This window comes from Streptomyces sp. NPDC058812 (assembly GCF_042744565.1).
GTDB lineage: Bacteria > Actinomycetota > Actinomycetes > Streptomycetales > Streptomycetaceae > Streptomyces > Streptomyces thinghirensis.
Genome location: NZ_JBHYOB010000002.1, coordinates 363,555 through 377,712, shown reverse-complemented (window position 1 = coordinate 377,712; position 14,158 = coordinate 363,555). Strand labels below are relative to the sequence as shown.

At 71.4% G+C, this 14,158-nt stretch carries 11 protein-coding genes and 2 pseudogenes; 10 read left to right on the top strand and 3 right to left on the bottom strand.

Annotated elements, in window-relative coordinates:
• Positions 1-13 precede the first annotated feature (13 nt).
• The gene (locus ACFW48_RS05745; RefSeq protein WP_386310773.1) at positions 14-2,035 is read right to left on the bottom strand and encodes a beta-galactosidase; all 2,022 of its coding nucleotides are present in this window, start codon (positions 2,033-2,035) and stop codon (positions 14-16) included.
• Between the two features lie 184 nt (positions 2,036-2,219).
• Here ACFW48_RS05745 and ACFW48_RS05740 point away from each other — a divergent pair, with 184 nt between their 5' ends.
• From ACFW48_RS05740 to ACFW48_RS05720, 5 genes are all read left to right on the top strand, one after another.
• A complete protein-coding gene (locus ACFW48_RS05740) occupies positions 2,220-3,545 on the top strand; it encodes an ABC transporter substrate-binding protein (protein ID WP_386310772.1) in 1,326 nt (441 codons plus the stop codon).
• Positions 3,542-4,471: a carbohydrate ABC transporter permease gene (locus ACFW48_RS05735; protein WP_386310770.1), complete on the top strand. Its 930-nt coding sequence runs from the start codon at positions 3,542-3,544 to the stop codon at positions 4,469-4,471. Before ACFW48_RS05740 ends, ACFW48_RS05735 begins: the two co-directional genes overlap by 4 nt.
• Entirely contained in the window at positions 4,468-5,373 is a 906-nt protein-coding gene (locus ACFW48_RS05730; protein WP_386310769.1) for a carbohydrate ABC transporter permease, read from the top strand. The genes ACFW48_RS05735 and ACFW48_RS05730 overlap by 4 nt, the downstream gene beginning before the upstream one ends.
• Positions 5,370-6,401, top strand: a complete 1,032-nt coding sequence (locus ACFW48_RS05725; protein ID WP_386310767.1) for a LacI family DNA-binding transcriptional regulator — start codon at positions 5,370-5,372, stop codon at positions 6,399-6,401. Before ACFW48_RS05730 ends, ACFW48_RS05725 begins: the two co-directional genes overlap by 4 nt.
• A gap of 90 nt (positions 6,402-6,491) precedes the next feature.
• Positions 6,492-6,908 (top strand): MarR family winged helix-turn-helix transcriptional regulator, encoded by a 417-nt coding sequence (locus ACFW48_RS05720; protein ID WP_386310765.1) that lies wholly within the window; start codon positions 6,492-6,494, stop codon positions 6,906-6,908.
• A gap of 15 nt (positions 6,909-6,923) precedes the next feature.
• Here ACFW48_RS05720 and ACFW48_RS05715 read toward each other — a convergent pair whose 3' ends face one another.
• Positions 6,924-7,325 carry an SseB family protein gene (locus ACFW48_RS05715; RefSeq protein ID WP_386310764.1) on the bottom strand — a complete coding sequence of 134 codons (402 nt, stop codon included), beginning with the start codon at positions 7,323-7,325 and terminating at the stop codon, positions 6,924-6,926.
• Positions 7,326-7,591: 266 nt separating this feature from the next.
• Here ACFW48_RS05715 and ACFW48_RS05710 point away from each other — a divergent pair, with 266 nt between their 5' ends.
• Positions 7,592-8,194: a hypothetical protein gene (locus ACFW48_RS05710; RefSeq protein ID WP_386310762.1), complete on the top strand. Its 603-nt coding sequence runs from the start codon at positions 7,592-7,594 to the stop codon at positions 8,192-8,194.
• A gap of 176 nt (positions 8,195-8,370) precedes the next feature.
• A complete protein-coding gene (locus ACFW48_RS05705) occupies positions 8,371-9,816 on the top strand; it encodes a glyceraldehyde-3-phosphate dehydrogenase (protein WP_386310761.1) in 1,446 nt (481 codons plus the stop codon).
• Positions 9,817-10,293: 477 nt separating this feature from the next.
• Here ACFW48_RS05705 and ACFW48_RS05700 read toward each other — a convergent pair.
• A pseudogene (locus ACFW48_RS05700) lies at positions 10,294-10,690 on the bottom strand (FadR/GntR family transcriptional regulator); the annotation flags it as partial.
• Between ACFW48_RS05700 and ACFW48_RS05695 the strand changes: the two are divergent.
• From ACFW48_RS05695 to ACFW48_RS05685, 3 genes and pseudogenes are all read left to right on the top strand, one after another.
• A pseudogene (locus tag ACFW48_RS05695) lies at positions 10,685-11,118 on the top strand (oligopeptide/dipeptide ABC transporter ATP-binding protein); the annotation flags it as partial. The pseudogenes ACFW48_RS05700 and ACFW48_RS05695 overlap by 6 nt on opposite strands.
• Positions 11,119-11,213: 95 nt before the next feature.
• Positions 11,214-13,478 carry a hypothetical protein gene (locus tag ACFW48_RS05690; protein WP_386310759.1) on the top strand — a complete coding sequence of 755 codons (2,265 nt, stop codon included), beginning with the start codon at positions 11,214-11,216 and terminating at the stop codon, positions 13,476-13,478.
• Positions 13,475-14,158, top strand: a complete 684-nt coding sequence (locus ACFW48_RS05685; protein WP_386310758.1) for a DUF6215 domain-containing protein — start codon at positions 13,475-13,477, stop codon at positions 14,156-14,158. Before ACFW48_RS05690 ends, ACFW48_RS05685 begins: the two co-directional genes overlap by 4 nt.

Here is a 14,158-nt window from a genome sequence, read left to right as displayed (position 1 = left end):
GCGATAACGAGGGCTAGCCGTCGAGCCGTACGACCCGCACGGCGCCGGCCGGGACCGCGAGGCGGCCCGCGGCGCGCTCCCCGGTGAGCAGTTCGGTGCCGTGCGCGTCCAGCGGCACCTTGGCGTCCGAGGCGGTGTGGTTGATCGCGAACAGGTAGGTGCCCGACTCGCCGGTGCGGCGCACCACTTCGACGTCGCGGGGCAGGTCGGCACGGGGGCTGATGCGCGCGTCCTGTGCCGCCCGGCCGAGGACGGCGTCCAGGCCTTCGGCGCCGAGGCGGGTGGAGACGTACCAGGCGGTGCCCTCGCCGAGGCGGTGGCGGGTGACGGCCGGGTGGCCCGCGGTCAGTCCGTCGGCGTACGTCCACACCGGCTCGGCGCCCCGCGGCACGACGAACTCCGTCCACACGTCGCCGGCCTGCTCGGAGCCGTCCGGGCCGGTGAGTCCGACCCGCTCGCCCGCGAGCAGGGGCGAGAACTCCTCGACGGTGAGGCCCAGCACGTCCCTGAGCGCGCCCGGGTAGGCGCCCTCGTGGACGGCGTCGTGCTCGTCGACGATGCCGGAGAAGTACGAGACGACGAGGGTGCCGCCGTTCTCGACGTACTCGCGGAGGTTTTTCCCGGCCGCCTTGGTCGCGAGGTACAGCGCGGGGACGACGACGAGTGGGTAGGCCGACAAGTCCGCTTCCGGGTGGGCGAAGTCGACGGTCAGGTGGCGGTCGTAGAGGGCTTCGTAGAAGGCGTCGGCGCGTTCGCGGGGATCGTGGTCCTCGCTGGGGCGCCACTGGAGGTTCTGGGCCCACCAGGACTGCCAGTCCCAGACCATGGCCGCGTCGGCTTCGGTGCGGGTGCCGCGGACGGGGTTCAGTGTGTCGATCGAGGCGCCGAGTCCGGCCACCTCGCGCCATACGCGCGTCTCGGTTCCGCCGTGCGGCAGCATCGCCGAGTGGAACTTCTCCGCGCCGCGCCTCGACTGCCGCCACTGGAAGAACATGGCGCCCTCGGAGCCGCGGGCCACGTGGGCGAGGGAGTTGCGGGCCATCTGGCCGGGGGCCTTGGCGGGGTTGCGTGGCTGCCAGTTGACGCCCGAGGTGGAGTGTTCGAGCAGCAGCCAGGGGGCGCCGCCCGCGACGGAGCGGGTAAGGTCGGCGGCCATGGCGAGGTTGACGTGGGTGCGGCGGCCGTCGGTGATCAGGTAGTGGTCGTTGGTGACGAGGTCGACCTCGCGGCCCCAGGCCCAGTAGTCGATGGAGTCGCACTGGCTGAGCGCGGTCATGAAGTTGGTGGTGACGGGGACGCCGGGTGACAGGCGGTGCAGGATGTCCCGCTCCGCCGTGAAGTTCTCGCGCATGATGGCGTCGGCGAAGCGCTTGTAGTCCAGGGCCTGGGCCGGGTTGCCCACCGTCGGGGTCGTGCGCGGCGGGTTGATCTGGTCGAGGTCCGCGTAGCGCTGGCCCCAGAAGGCGGTGCCCCAGGCCTCGTTGACGGCGTCGACGGTGCCGTAGGTGGTCGCGAGCCAGCGGCGGAAGTGCGCGGCGCAGGAGTCGCAGTAGCAGGCGGAGACGGGGACGCCGTACTCGTTGTGGACGTGCCAGAGCGCGAGCGCCGGGTGGCTGCCGTATCGCTCGGCGAGCCTGGTGGTGATGTTCGCGGCGGCGGCGCGGTAGTCGGCGTTGCTGTGGCAGATGGCGCCCCGGGAGCCGAACTCGAACCGCACCCCCTCGGCCGTCACCGGCAGCGCCTCGGGGTGGGCCCGGTAGAACCAGGCGGGCGGGGCGACGGTGGGCGTGCCGAGGTCGACGCGGATGGCGTTGTCGTGCAGCAGATCGAGGAGGCGGTCCAGCCAGCCGAAGTCGTAGGTGCCGGGGGCGGGCTCCAGCAGCGCCCAGGAGAAGATCCCGGCGCTCACCATCGTGACGCCGGCCTCGCGCATCAGCCGGACGTCCTCCTGCCAGGTCTCCTCCGGCCACTGCTCGGGGTTGTAGTCCCCGCCGAAGGCGAGCCCGGCCAGGCCCCTGGGGGTGGTCTCCGGCATGGATGTCTCCCGATGTAATCGATCAATTGGGAACGTACACACACACCAACGGCGGTGCGAGCCCAACATAACCGCACAGCAACAACCATTGACAAGTGTCCGGGATGTTTCTCTACTGTGAACGCTCACAGAAGCATGGCAGGTCTTCGCAGCAGGCGGAGACCCCAGGTCAGGGGAGAGTTCCATGCCGTACACGAAGCGCCGTCGCCTGGTGACCTCGGCCGTCGCCGTCGCCGTCGCCCTCGGGGCCACCACCCTCGCCGCCTGCGGCTCGTCCGACGACGGCGGCGACGCCCAGTCGGGTCCGGTCTCACTGACGTACTGGACCTGGACGCCCGGCATGGACAAGGTCGTCGACCTGTGGAACAAGGGCCCGGGCAAGAAGGAGCAGATCACCGTCACGGTGAAGAAGCAGGCGTCCGGCGACACACTGGTCACCAAGATCCTCACCGCGCACAAGGCCGGCCAGGGGCCCGACCTGGTGCAGGCCGAGTACCAGGCGCTGCCCACCCTGGTCAGCAACGACGCGCTCGCCGACATATCGGGCGAGGTCGGCGACGTGAAGGGCAAGTTCGCCGAGGGAGTGTGGCAGCAGACCACACTGGGCACGGACGCCGTCTACGCCGTCCCGCAGGACATCGGGCCGATGATGTTCTACTACCGCGAGGACCTGTTCAAGAAGTACGGCCTGAAGGTCCCGGCCACCTGGGACGAGTTCGCCGAGACCGCGCGCAAGCTGAAGAAGGCGGCGCCCGACAAGGACCTCACCACCTTCTCCGCCAACGACTCCGGCCTCTTCGCGGGCCTCGCCCAGCAGGCCGGCGCCCAGTGGTGGACGACCGAGGGCGACAAGTGGAAGGTCGGCATCGACGACGCGGCGACGAAGAAGGTCGCCGACTTCTGGGGCGGCCTCGTCGAGGAGGGCGCCGTCGACAACCAGCCGATGTACACCCCGGCCTGGAACAAGGCGCTCAACACCGGCAAGCAGATCGCCTGGGTCAGCGCCGTGTGGGCGCCCGGCACGCTGACCACGGCCGCGCCCGACACCAAGGGCAAGTGGGCCATGGCCCCGCTCCCCCAGTGGTCCGACGCCGAGAACCGCACCGGCAGCTGGGGCGGCTCCTCCACCGGCGTCACCACCGACTCCGAGCACAAGGACGCCGCCGCCAGGTTCGCCGAGTGGCTGAACACCGACGGCGACGCGCTGAGCGCCCTGGCCAAGGAGGGCGGCATCTACCCCGCCTCCACCTCCGCCCAGCTCAGCGGCGCCTTCACCAGCCCGCCGGAGTACTTCTCCAACCAGCCGGACTTCTACACCAGGGCCGCCGACATCGCGAAGACGACGGCGCCGGCCGCCTGGGGGCCGAACGTCAACGTCGCCTACACGGCCTTCAAGGACGCGTTCGGCGCCGCCGCCAAGAACAAGTCGGACTTCACCGCCGCCCTCGGCTCCATGCAGGAGGAGACGGTCGCCGACCTGAAGAAGCAGGGCTTCGAGGTCGCCCGGTGACCAGCACGACGGCACGCCGGAGGCCGTACGGGGTCAAGGGCGCCCCGTACGCCTTCCTCGTCCCCGCGATCGCCCTGTTCCTGCTCTTCTTCGCGCTGCCCATCGGCTACGCGGTCTACCTCAGCTTCCGCAAGGTGGAGGTCTCCGGGATCGGACTGGGCGCCGGGGCGCGCGAGGAGGTGTGGGCGGGTTTCCAGAACTACACCGACGCCCTCACCGACAGCGAGCTGCTGGACGGGGCGCTGCGCGTCCTGGGCTACGGCTGCGTCGTGGTGCCCGTGATGCTGGGCCTCGCCCTGCTGTTCGCCCTGATGCTCGACTCCGAGAAGGTGCGGTTCACCCCGGTCACCCGGCTCGCGATCTTCCTGCCGTACGCCATTCCAGGTGTGGTGGCGGCACTCCTGTGGGGCTTCCTGTACCTGCCGGACGTCAGCCCCTTCTACTTCGTGCTCGACCGGCTCGGTCTGCCGCAGCCGGACCTGCTGGACGGCGGTCCGCTCTACCTCGCGCTGTCGAACATCGCGGTCTGGGGCGGCACCGGCTTCAACATGATCGTCATCTACACCTCGCTGCGGGCCATCCCGGCCGAGGTGTACGAGGCGGCGAAGCTGGACGGTGCCTCCCCGCTGCAGATCGCGCTCCGGATCAAGATCCCGATGGTGGCGCCGTCACTGGTGCTGACGTTCTTCTTCTCGATCATCGCCACGCTCCAGGTGTTCAACGAGCCGACCACCCTCAAACCGCTCACCAACTCCGTGTCCACCACCTGGAGTCCGCTGATGAAGGTGTACCAGGACGCCTTCGGCAAGGGTGACATCCACGCCGCTGCCGCCCAGGCGGCGATCATCGCGCTCGTCACCCTGGTGCTGTCCTTCGGCTTCCTGCGGGCAGCGAACCGTCGCAACAAGCAGGAGGCAGCACGATGAGTTCCCTTGCCGTACGCAAGGCGCGGCCGGCGGCGGGCACCACGCCCGGCACGGCCCAGGGCCCGCCGCGGCGCCGCCGCATCGCGCTGGTCCCGACGCTCACACTGCTGCTCGGCGCGGTCTACTGCCTGCTGCCGGTGGCCTGGGTGGTCATCGCGGCCACCAAGTCGGGCAGCGAACTGTTCTCCACCTTCACCTTCCTGCCGGGCACGGGCTTCGCCGACAACGTGAGCGACCTGAGCGCCTACCGCGACGGCGTCTACTGGCAGTGGATGGCCAACTCGGCCCTCTACGCCGGTCTCGGCGCCCTGCTGTCCACGGTCGTGTCGGCGTTCAGCGGCTACGCGCTGGCGACCTACCGCTTCCGCGGCCGGGAGACGCTGTTCAACGTGCTGCTGGCGGGCGTGCTGATGCCGCCGGTGATCCTCGCCGTGCCCCAGTACCTGCTGCTGGCCGAGGCGGGCCTGACGGACTCGTACCTGGCCGTGCTGCTCCCCCAGATCCTCTCCCCCTACGGCGTCTACCTGGCGCGCATCTACGCCGCGGCGGCCGTGCCCGCCGACGTGGTGGAGGCCGGGCGGATGGACGGGGCGAGCGAGTGGCGGATCTTCACCCGGGTCGCGCTGCCGATGATGGTGCCGGGACTGGTGACGGTGTTCCTGTTCCAGTTCGTGGCCGTGTGGAACAATTTCCTGCTGCCCTACATCATGCTCAGCGACGACGAGAAGTTCCCGATCACACTCGGTCTCTACACGCTGCTGGAGCAGGGCGCGAACACGCCCGCGCTCTACACACTGGTGATCACCGGCGCCTTCCTCGCGGTGCTCCCGCTCGTCGCCCTCTTCCTGGTCGTCCAGCGGTTCTGGAGCCTCGACCTGCTCTCCGGGGCCGTAAAGTCATGACCATGAGCAACACGGGGGGCCGGCGCCGACCGCCCACGATCCACGACGTGGCGCGCGAGGCGGGAGTGTCGCGGGGCACGGTGTCACGGGTGCTCAACGGCGGGCACTACGTCAGCCCGGCCGCGCAGGAGTCCGTCAACGCGGCCATCCGCAAGACCGGTTACGTCGTCAACCGGCACGCCCGGTCGCTGATCACCGGGCGGTCCGACTCGGTGGGCTTCCTGCTCACCGAGCCGCAGGAGCGGTTCTTCGAGGACCCCAACTTCAACGTCCTGCTGCGCGGTTGCACCCAGGCGCTGGCCGCGCACGACGTGCCGCTGCTGCTGATGCTGGCCGGTACGGAGGACGAACGGCGGCGCATCACGCGGTACATCACGGCGGGGCACGTCGACGGCGTGCTGCTGGTCTCCAGCCACTCCGGGGACCCGGTCGCCGAGGAGCTGCGCGCGGCGGGTGTGCCGCTGGTGGCGTGCGGCAAGCCGATCGGGCTGGGTTCGAAGGTGAGTTACGTGGCCGCCGACGACCGGGACGGCGCCCGGGACATGGTCCGCCATCTGCTGTCACTGGGGCGGCGGCGGGTGGGTGTGGTCACCGGCCCGCTCGACACCCCGGGCGGTGTGGAGCGCCTGGCCGGCTACCGGGAGGTGCTCGGCGAGGCGGGTGTCGCCGTCGACGAGCGGCTCGTCGTCCCGGGCGACTACAGCCGGGCGAGCGGCGAGGTGGCGGCGGAGCGGCTGCTGGCGCAGGCACCGGACGTGGACGCCGTGTTCGTGGCCTCCGACCTGATGGCGCAGGGGGTGCTGGCGGCGCTGCAACGGGCCGGGCGGCGGGTGCCCGAGGACGTGGCGGTGGGCGGTTTCGACGACTCCCCCGCAGCGGTCGCCGCCAGTCCCGAGCTGACCACCATCCGGCAGCCCTGGGACCGGATCAGCGCCGAGATGGTCCGGGTGCTGCTGGCCCAGATCGGCGGGGACGACCCGGCGGCGGTGATCCTGCCGACGGAGCTGGTGAAGCGCGACTCGGCCTGAGCGAGCCCTTCGCCCCCCCCGTTCGCCGATCTTTGCACGCACACTAGTTGCACGGACAAGGAATCGTCGTTTCGGTGTTACCGTGCAGGTATGGCAGTCAAGACGGCCGGTGCGCGGCTCGAGGAGCGGTGGCGGGAGATCCTCTCGGTGCACGCGCGCACGATGTGCGAGATCGACCGCGTACTGCACCCGCACGGTCTGGGCGCGAGCGACTTCGAGGTGCTCGACCTCCTGGTGACCGAGACGCCAGAGGAGGGCGCCCAGTGCCGGGTGCAGAACCTGGTCGGCCGGGTCCACCTGAGCCAGAGCGCGCTGTCCCGGCTCATCGCCCGGCTGGAGAAGGACGGGCTGGTGGAGCGCTCGATGTGCGCGGAGGACCGCCGCGGTGTGTACGTCACCCTGACGCGCAGCGGCCGGGACCTGCACACCGAGGTACTGCCGCTGCAGCGGGCCGCGCTGGCCCGCATGCTCGGCGACGGCGACGTGGAGGACTCCCTCCCCTACTAGGGACGGGCCGGCCCTCTAGGGACGGGCCAGCAGGGTGCGCACGCCGTCCGACGTGAGCGTGAGGCGGTGCTCCGAGCCCGCGTCGATGGACAGGGACAGGTCGTCGGCCGGCCACTGCGCGGCGAGGGCGCCCAGCGGCACCATGCGGTAGCGGGAGACGTACGGCAGCAGGTCGGCCATCTCCAGCTCCGAGGTGAACACGGGCACCACCTGGCGGCCGCCCTGCTGCTCCAGCACCGGCAGCGCCAGCATCCCGGGATCGGCGGCGTCCTGGTCGTTCGCGTCGTCGGGTACCGGGACGAGGACGTCGCTGCTCGCGAGCGTGTCGAGCGCCGTCGTGTCCTCGGTGTTCTCGGCAAGTGCGTCCAGCGCCCGCTGGGCGGGCGAGACGGTGTTGTCGTTCGCGGGTGTTTCCATGGCAGATCCCTGGTAGCGACGGTGGTGGGCCCGCCCGATGGTCGGCACGGGGCGGTCCAGGCTCGCGTACCCGATCGCCCAGGGCGCAATCATGTTCGACGCCGGGCGCTGGGACGACCGAGTTCGATCACCCCCTCGCCCCCTCGCCCCGCTCGTCCCGCTCGCCCCCCCCTCGGAGTTACCGACGGCCCCGCCGACAGTGCAACCTTCCGGTCAATCCGCTCGTCCCACCCAATACCGGAACATCCACCCCCCGGGGGGACACAATGCGACGAAGCAGATCAGCATGGGCGGCGGTCCTGCTCACGGGCGCCTTGGGAACGGCCACGGTCGCGGCCGACGCGGCCCCGGCCGCCGACGCGCGGAACACCGTGCGGAACGCCGCGCACACCACGGCGTGCCCCACCGGCTGGGGCAGCCGGGACAAGACCCGCGTCGCGGGCACGACGACGCCCGTGCGAGACGTCAGGGCCGGGCGCCACGCGTGCTTCGACCGCATGGTCGTCGACGTGCCCGGGGCGGGCGCCGGCCGCCTCGGGCACGTCGTCCGGTACGTCGACCGGCTGCACCAGGACGGTTCGGGCCGCCCGATCGCGGTCGGCGGCGGAGCCGTGCTGGAGGTCCGGGTCGCCGCGCCCGGATACCGCCCCGAGACCGGCGCCCCCACGTACCCGGGCCGGGCCGGCCGGCCACTGCCGGGCGTCGACCTCACCGGGTACCGCACCTTCAGGGACGCCCGGTTCGCCGGCAGCTTCGAGGGCGAGACACAGATCGGGCTCGGCGTCCGCGCCCGACTGCCCTTCCGGGTGCTGGCACTGGACGGCCGTGTCGTGGTGGACGTCGCCCACTCCTGGAGCGGCGCACGCTGAGGCGGGTCGGGCCGGCGGACGCTCGGAGCCGGCGGGCGCTCGGGGCCGGCGGGCGCTCGGGGCCGACGCCCGTCGGCCTCCACCGGCACTCATCTGATCAGCAGGGGGCCCACTTGATCGATCAGAAGGGCGGTCGGGTTAGCATATGAGCGCCGCCTAGCTCGAAAGATAGAGACGTGACTGCCAACGACGACTCGTTCACCAACTGGAAGAACCGCGAAGAGATCGCGGAATCGATGATCCCGATGATCGGGAAGCTGCACCGGGAGCAGGACGTCACGATCCTGCTGCACAGCCGTTCCCTGGTGAACAAGTCTGTGGTCAGCATCCTCAAGACCCACCGCTTCGCCCGCCAGATCGCCGGCGCCGAACTGTCGGTCACCGAGACGATGCCCTTCCTGCGGGCTCTCACCACGCTCGACCTCGGTCCCTCGCAGATCGACATCGGCATGCTCGCCGCGACCTACAAGAGCGACGACCGCGGGCTGTCGGTGGAGGAGTTCACCGCCGACGCCGTCGCCGGGGCCACGGGCGCCAACAAGATCGACCGGCGCGAGGGGCGCGACGTCGTCCTGTACGGCTTCGGCCGCATCGGCCGACTCGTCGCCCGCCTGCTCATCGAGAAGGCCGGTTCGGGCAACGGCCTGCGGCTGCGCGCCATCGTGGTACGGGGCGGCGGAGAGCAGGATCTCGTCAAGCGCGCCTCGCTGCTGCGCCGCGACTCCGTGCACGGCCAGTTCCAGGGCACGATCACCGTCGACGAGGACAACAGCACGATCCTCGCCAACGGCAACGCGATCAAGGTGATCTACGCCGACGACCCGACGCAGGTCGACTACACGGCGTACGGCATCAAGAACGCCATCCTCATCGACAACACCGGCAAGTGGCGCGACCGCGAGGGCCTGTCGAAGCACCTGCGCCCCGGCATTGACAAGGTCGTCCTGACCGCGCCGGGCAAGGGCGACGTCCCCAACATCGTGCACGGCGTCAACCACGCCACCATCAAGCCGGACGAGCGGATCCTGTCCTGCGCGTCCTGCACCACCAACGCGATCGTCCCGCCGCTGAAGGCGATGGCCGACGAGTACGGCGTGCTGCGCGGCCACGTGGAGACGGTCCACTCGTTCACCAACGACCAGAACCTGCTGGACAACTACCACAAGTCGGACCGCCGCGGCCGCAGCGCGCCGCTGAACATGGTCATCACCGAGACGGGTGCCGCCTCCGCCGTCGCGAAGGCGCTCCCGGACCTCAAGGCGAAGATCACCGGCAGCTCGATCCGCGTCCCGGTGCCGGACGTGTCGATCGCGATCCTCAACCTGCAGCTCGCCCGTGAGGCCACCCGCGAGGAGGTCCTCGACCACCTGCGCGACGTGTCGCTGACCTCGCCGCTCAAGCGACAGATCGACTTCATCAGCGCCCCCGACGCGGTCTCCAGCGACTTCATCGGCTCGCGCCACGCCTCGATCGTGGACGCCGGCGCGCTGAAGGTGGAGGGCGACAACGCGATCCTCTACCTCTGGTACGACAACGAGTTCGGCTACTCCTGCCAGGTCGTGCGCGTCGTGCAGCACGTCTCCGGGGTGGAGTACCCGACGTACCCGGCCCCGGCGGTCTGATCCTCGGGCGGAGCGGGCGTGCGTGAGGGGCGGTGGGGCACGGCTTCCCACCGCCCCTCGCGCGTGCCGGGTCAGGACGCGAGACCGTCCACGAAGAGCTTGGTCAGCGCGATCGGCGCCGTGACGGCGGTGCCCACGACGACGCTCGACACGCCGGCCGCGTGGACCGCCGCGACGAGGTCGCGAAGGTGCTGCCGTCGGGGCGGGGCCGGACGGTGCCGTCGGCCCCGGCCAGGGCGATCTTAGTACCGCCCAGGTCGAGGCCGATCACCGGCGCGTCGAGGTGCGGTCCGGTCATCGGACCGGCGGCAGCCCCGCGCCGCGCAGGTGCCGCTCGACGTGGGCGACCGAGGCGTCGCCCAGCTGGATCTGCGGGGCGGCGGTGGTGCCGTGCGTGAAGACCCGGGACGCCGGCCTCCCCCGCGCGTGACACAGGCGTCTCGCGGCAAAGGCGCCTGTGCGGTCGTCGGAAGCCGGTCAGCGGCGGGCGCGGGCCTCCGCGATCCGATGCCGCACCGGCGCGTAGTGCTCGGCCAGCGCCGCCGCGAACTCGACCGGGTCCCGGTCCTGCAGGGCGTCCACGATGTACTGGATGGTTGGCGATGGTGGCCGCCTCGTGCTCGCGCGTGAAGACGTCGAGGTGCGGCGCGACGATGACGTAGACGTCCCAGAACGCCGTGGAGAGCTGACCGATGAGGTCGTTGCCGAGCGGAGCCAGGAGCAGGGTGTGGAAGGCGCGGTCAGCCTCGACGAAGCCGGGCCCTTCCCCGGCACCGGCTCTGCGCATCTCGTCGACGAGGGCTCGGAGGCGGCCGATCCGCTCCTCGTCGAGGGACCAGACGAGCCGGTCGGCCCTGCCGCGTTCGAACAGCGCGCCCAGATCCTCAACCTGCTGGTGGACCCGCGCGCCCGCCTCGGTCCGGGCATGGTGTTCATCTCCCACACGACGTGCGGACGGTGCGCTGTCCGGCGGACAGTATCGCGGTGCTGTATCTGGGCCGCGTCGTCGAGGGGGGCGGGGCCGCCGACGTCTCCGGCGCCTCGCGCCACCCGTACACCGAGGCGCTGCTCTCCGCCACGCCGAGCCTGCTGGAGCGCCCCGAGCGGATCGTCCTGCACGGGCCGGTGCCCTCGGCCACCAACCCGCCCTCCGGCTGCTCGTTCCGCACTCGCTGCGGGAAGGCGGACGACGCGTGCGCCACCGCCTTCCCAGCGGCGGCGGACGGCCCCGGCGGACATCGCCGGCGCTGCGTACGCCCTCAGCCGAGCGTCGCCGGGGAGGAAACCCTGAACGGAGGCTGACCTGCATCGGCAGACCGGGCCGGGGCATGAGTGTGATGGCGTTCTCCACTCGGACGCCGTGTCGCACGACGGTCGGCCGAAACGAGAATGGGGCCATGGACGCACTGGTTCGGCGCTCGCCCTGGGTCGAGGTGCTGGTCTGGTGCGTCGCGGTGCTGAGCCTGACCGTCCTGGCCGCGGCCGCCGTCGTACGCAGCACCGTGCTCGATCCGAAGTTCTACGGCCAGGTACTGGAGGACGAGCGGGCCTACCAGCGGTTCTACGACGAGGTGCTGGTCGACCCGGGCAGTACGCCACTGGCCCGGGAACTGCTGGACCGGCTGCCCGTTCCGCAGTCGACCATCACCTCGAACCTCAAGGTCGTGATTCCTCCGGAGACGCTTCGGACCATGGGTGACCGGCAGATCGCCGAGGTGATCCAGTACCTGGAGGGGGACCGCGACCGGCTTCGGGTCACGGTGGACCTCGAGCCCGTCGTCGCGAACGTCGAACGGCTCAGCCAGGCCTACTTCGGTGATGCCGTCGCCGCCCTGCAGCAACGGTCCGAACCGGACTTCCAGGCCTTCGTGCAGCGCCTGTCCGAACTGGCGGCACAGGTGGTGGCCGGTGAGGCGCCACTGGAGGGCCTGCCGTCGCTGCCGCTCTCCCACGGCCAGGCGGTCGCGGCCACGGACGCGCTGATGCGACTGGTGCCGTCGGACGCGCGCGCCGTCACCAGACCCACGGTGCAGACGGCACTGGACCGGGGCGACCTGGCGGCGGCGCTGGCCGCGGTCGCGCCGGTCGCGCTGACGGACCAGGTCCGCGCAGCCGCCGCGGAGTTGCTGCGGGACGCGGACAGGGGCGCCTGGGTCATCACCGTCGACCTCGATCCCTCGCACGAGGCGCTGGCCCCGGTGGACCGCGCACGGTCCATCACCCGCCTGTTCCAGGAGGTGGTGGAACCGGCGGCGGCCGTGCTCTGCGTCGCCGCGCTCACGCTGCTGTGGTTCTCCACGCCCTCCCCCGCCAAGCGCCGGCTGATGCCGCTCGGCTGGGTGCCGGCCGCCGCCGCCTCACTGCTGGCGCTGTCGGTGCTCCTCCTGCGTCTCACCCTGGGGGACGCGCTGTTCGACACCCCCGCGTCGTGGCCCCCGGCGGCGTCGGATCTCCTCGGTGACATCCGGGCCACCGCTGTCGACCAGCTTCTGACCACCGCGACCGTCGTCGCGGTGATCCTGCTCGCCGCCGGCGCCCTGCTGATCACCGTCGGCTGGGTCTGGCAGACCAGGCCCGGCGTGCCGGTGCTCACCGATCCGCGGCACGGCCCCACCCTGACCTTCGCCGTCACGGCGTGCGCGCTCGTGGGCACGATGCTGGCGCCGGTGGCGATCACCGGCTCCTCACCGCGTATCTGCCAGGGCAGCGCCGAGCTGTGCGACGCCCGCTACGACGAGATCGCCCAGCTCGCGTCGCACAACGCGATGGCCACGACGGCGGACCGGTTCATCGGCCCCCTGCAGGACCCGGACATCGTCGGCCAGCTCAACGCCGGGGTGCGCGTCCTGCTCCTCGACACCCACCGCTGGGAGCGACCCGAGGAGGTCGCGGACCGACTGAGCACCTCGGACTTCTCCCCGGCCCTGCGCCGCCGGCTCACCGGGGTCCTGGAGCGGGTGAACCCGCCGCACCCCGGTATGTGGCTGTGCCACTCGGTGTGCGGCGCCGGGGCTCTCGAACTGACACCCACACTGCGCCAGATCGGCGACTGGCTGCGCGCGAACCCCACGGAGGTCGTCACCCTGATCCTCCAGGACGGCGTCGACTCCGTGGCGACCCAGAGCGCCTTCCGGCAGGCCGGCCTGTCCGACCTGCTGTACGAGCCGGACGCGGACCCGGACCGGCCGTGGCCGAAGCTGGGGGACATGATCGACAGCGGCCGGCGGCTGGTCGTCTTCGCGGAGAAGGCCGACGGGCCCGCGCCGTGGTACCGGAACCTCTACCGGTACGGCATGGAGACGCCGTTCGCGTTCCGCAGCCCGGACGAGATGTCCTGCCTGCCGAACCGGGGCGGCGCCGACAAGCGGCTGTTCCTGCTCAACCACTTCGTCACGGCCGGCGGCGGGCTGCGGCTGGACGCCGGGGTCGTCAACTCCCGGCAGCGGGTGCTGGAGCGGGCGCACGCCTGTGAGCGGCAGCGCGGCAGACCGGTCAACTTCATCGCGGTGGACTACGCGACGATCGGCGACGCGCTCGGCGCGGTCGACGAGCTCAACGCCGAACGCCTTGCGGACGATTCCCGCTTCCCCGCCGGACGATCACCGGACAGGCTCCGCGACGCGCAAGGAACGCGCACGTCAGACGGGGGGCAGGGGACATGACGGAGGATTCCGCGAGACCCGAGAAGGGCATGAGCGCGGCGGCCCAGGCGATCGCCGCGGTGGTACTGGTCGGTGCGCTGGCGGGTGGCATGTGGACCATCGCGCGGGCCGACGCCCAGAGCTCCGGGAAACGGGGGCCGGCCACCTGCTCGGCCACGGACGACGCCCCGCCGTCGAAGCGCGTGTCCGGGATGCAGCTGTGTACGGCGCTGAACCGTCCGGACCTGCCCGCGCTTCTGGGAACGCCCGAGGAGCCGGCGCAGAACGCCTACGGCAACGACGACGCGACCGAACTCGCCGACGGCAGGAAGATCCCGACGCCCGAGGCGACCGTCAGGTTCGAGACCTACACGGTGAAGCTCTCGGCGTCCTACGACGATCTCCCGGTCGCCGGGACGGCCGACCTCCTGGGAGAGGCCGCGCAGGCGAAGAAGGTCCTGGGACGCGCGGCGGTCCTCTACTCGAACCGGACCATCGCCATTTCCTTCGGCGGCGACGGGGCGGACGCCGGCCCGGGCGGCATCGCCCGCAGCCTGTTGGTGGCCCGGGACACGAAGGACAGCGGCGGCTCCTACGAGCTGTCCGTCTGGCGCGAGGACGGCATGCCGCCCGACGACGCGATGGTGCTCCGCGTCGCCGAGCGGGTGCTGCCGGCGGTCCCGGGCTGGACCGCCGGCTGA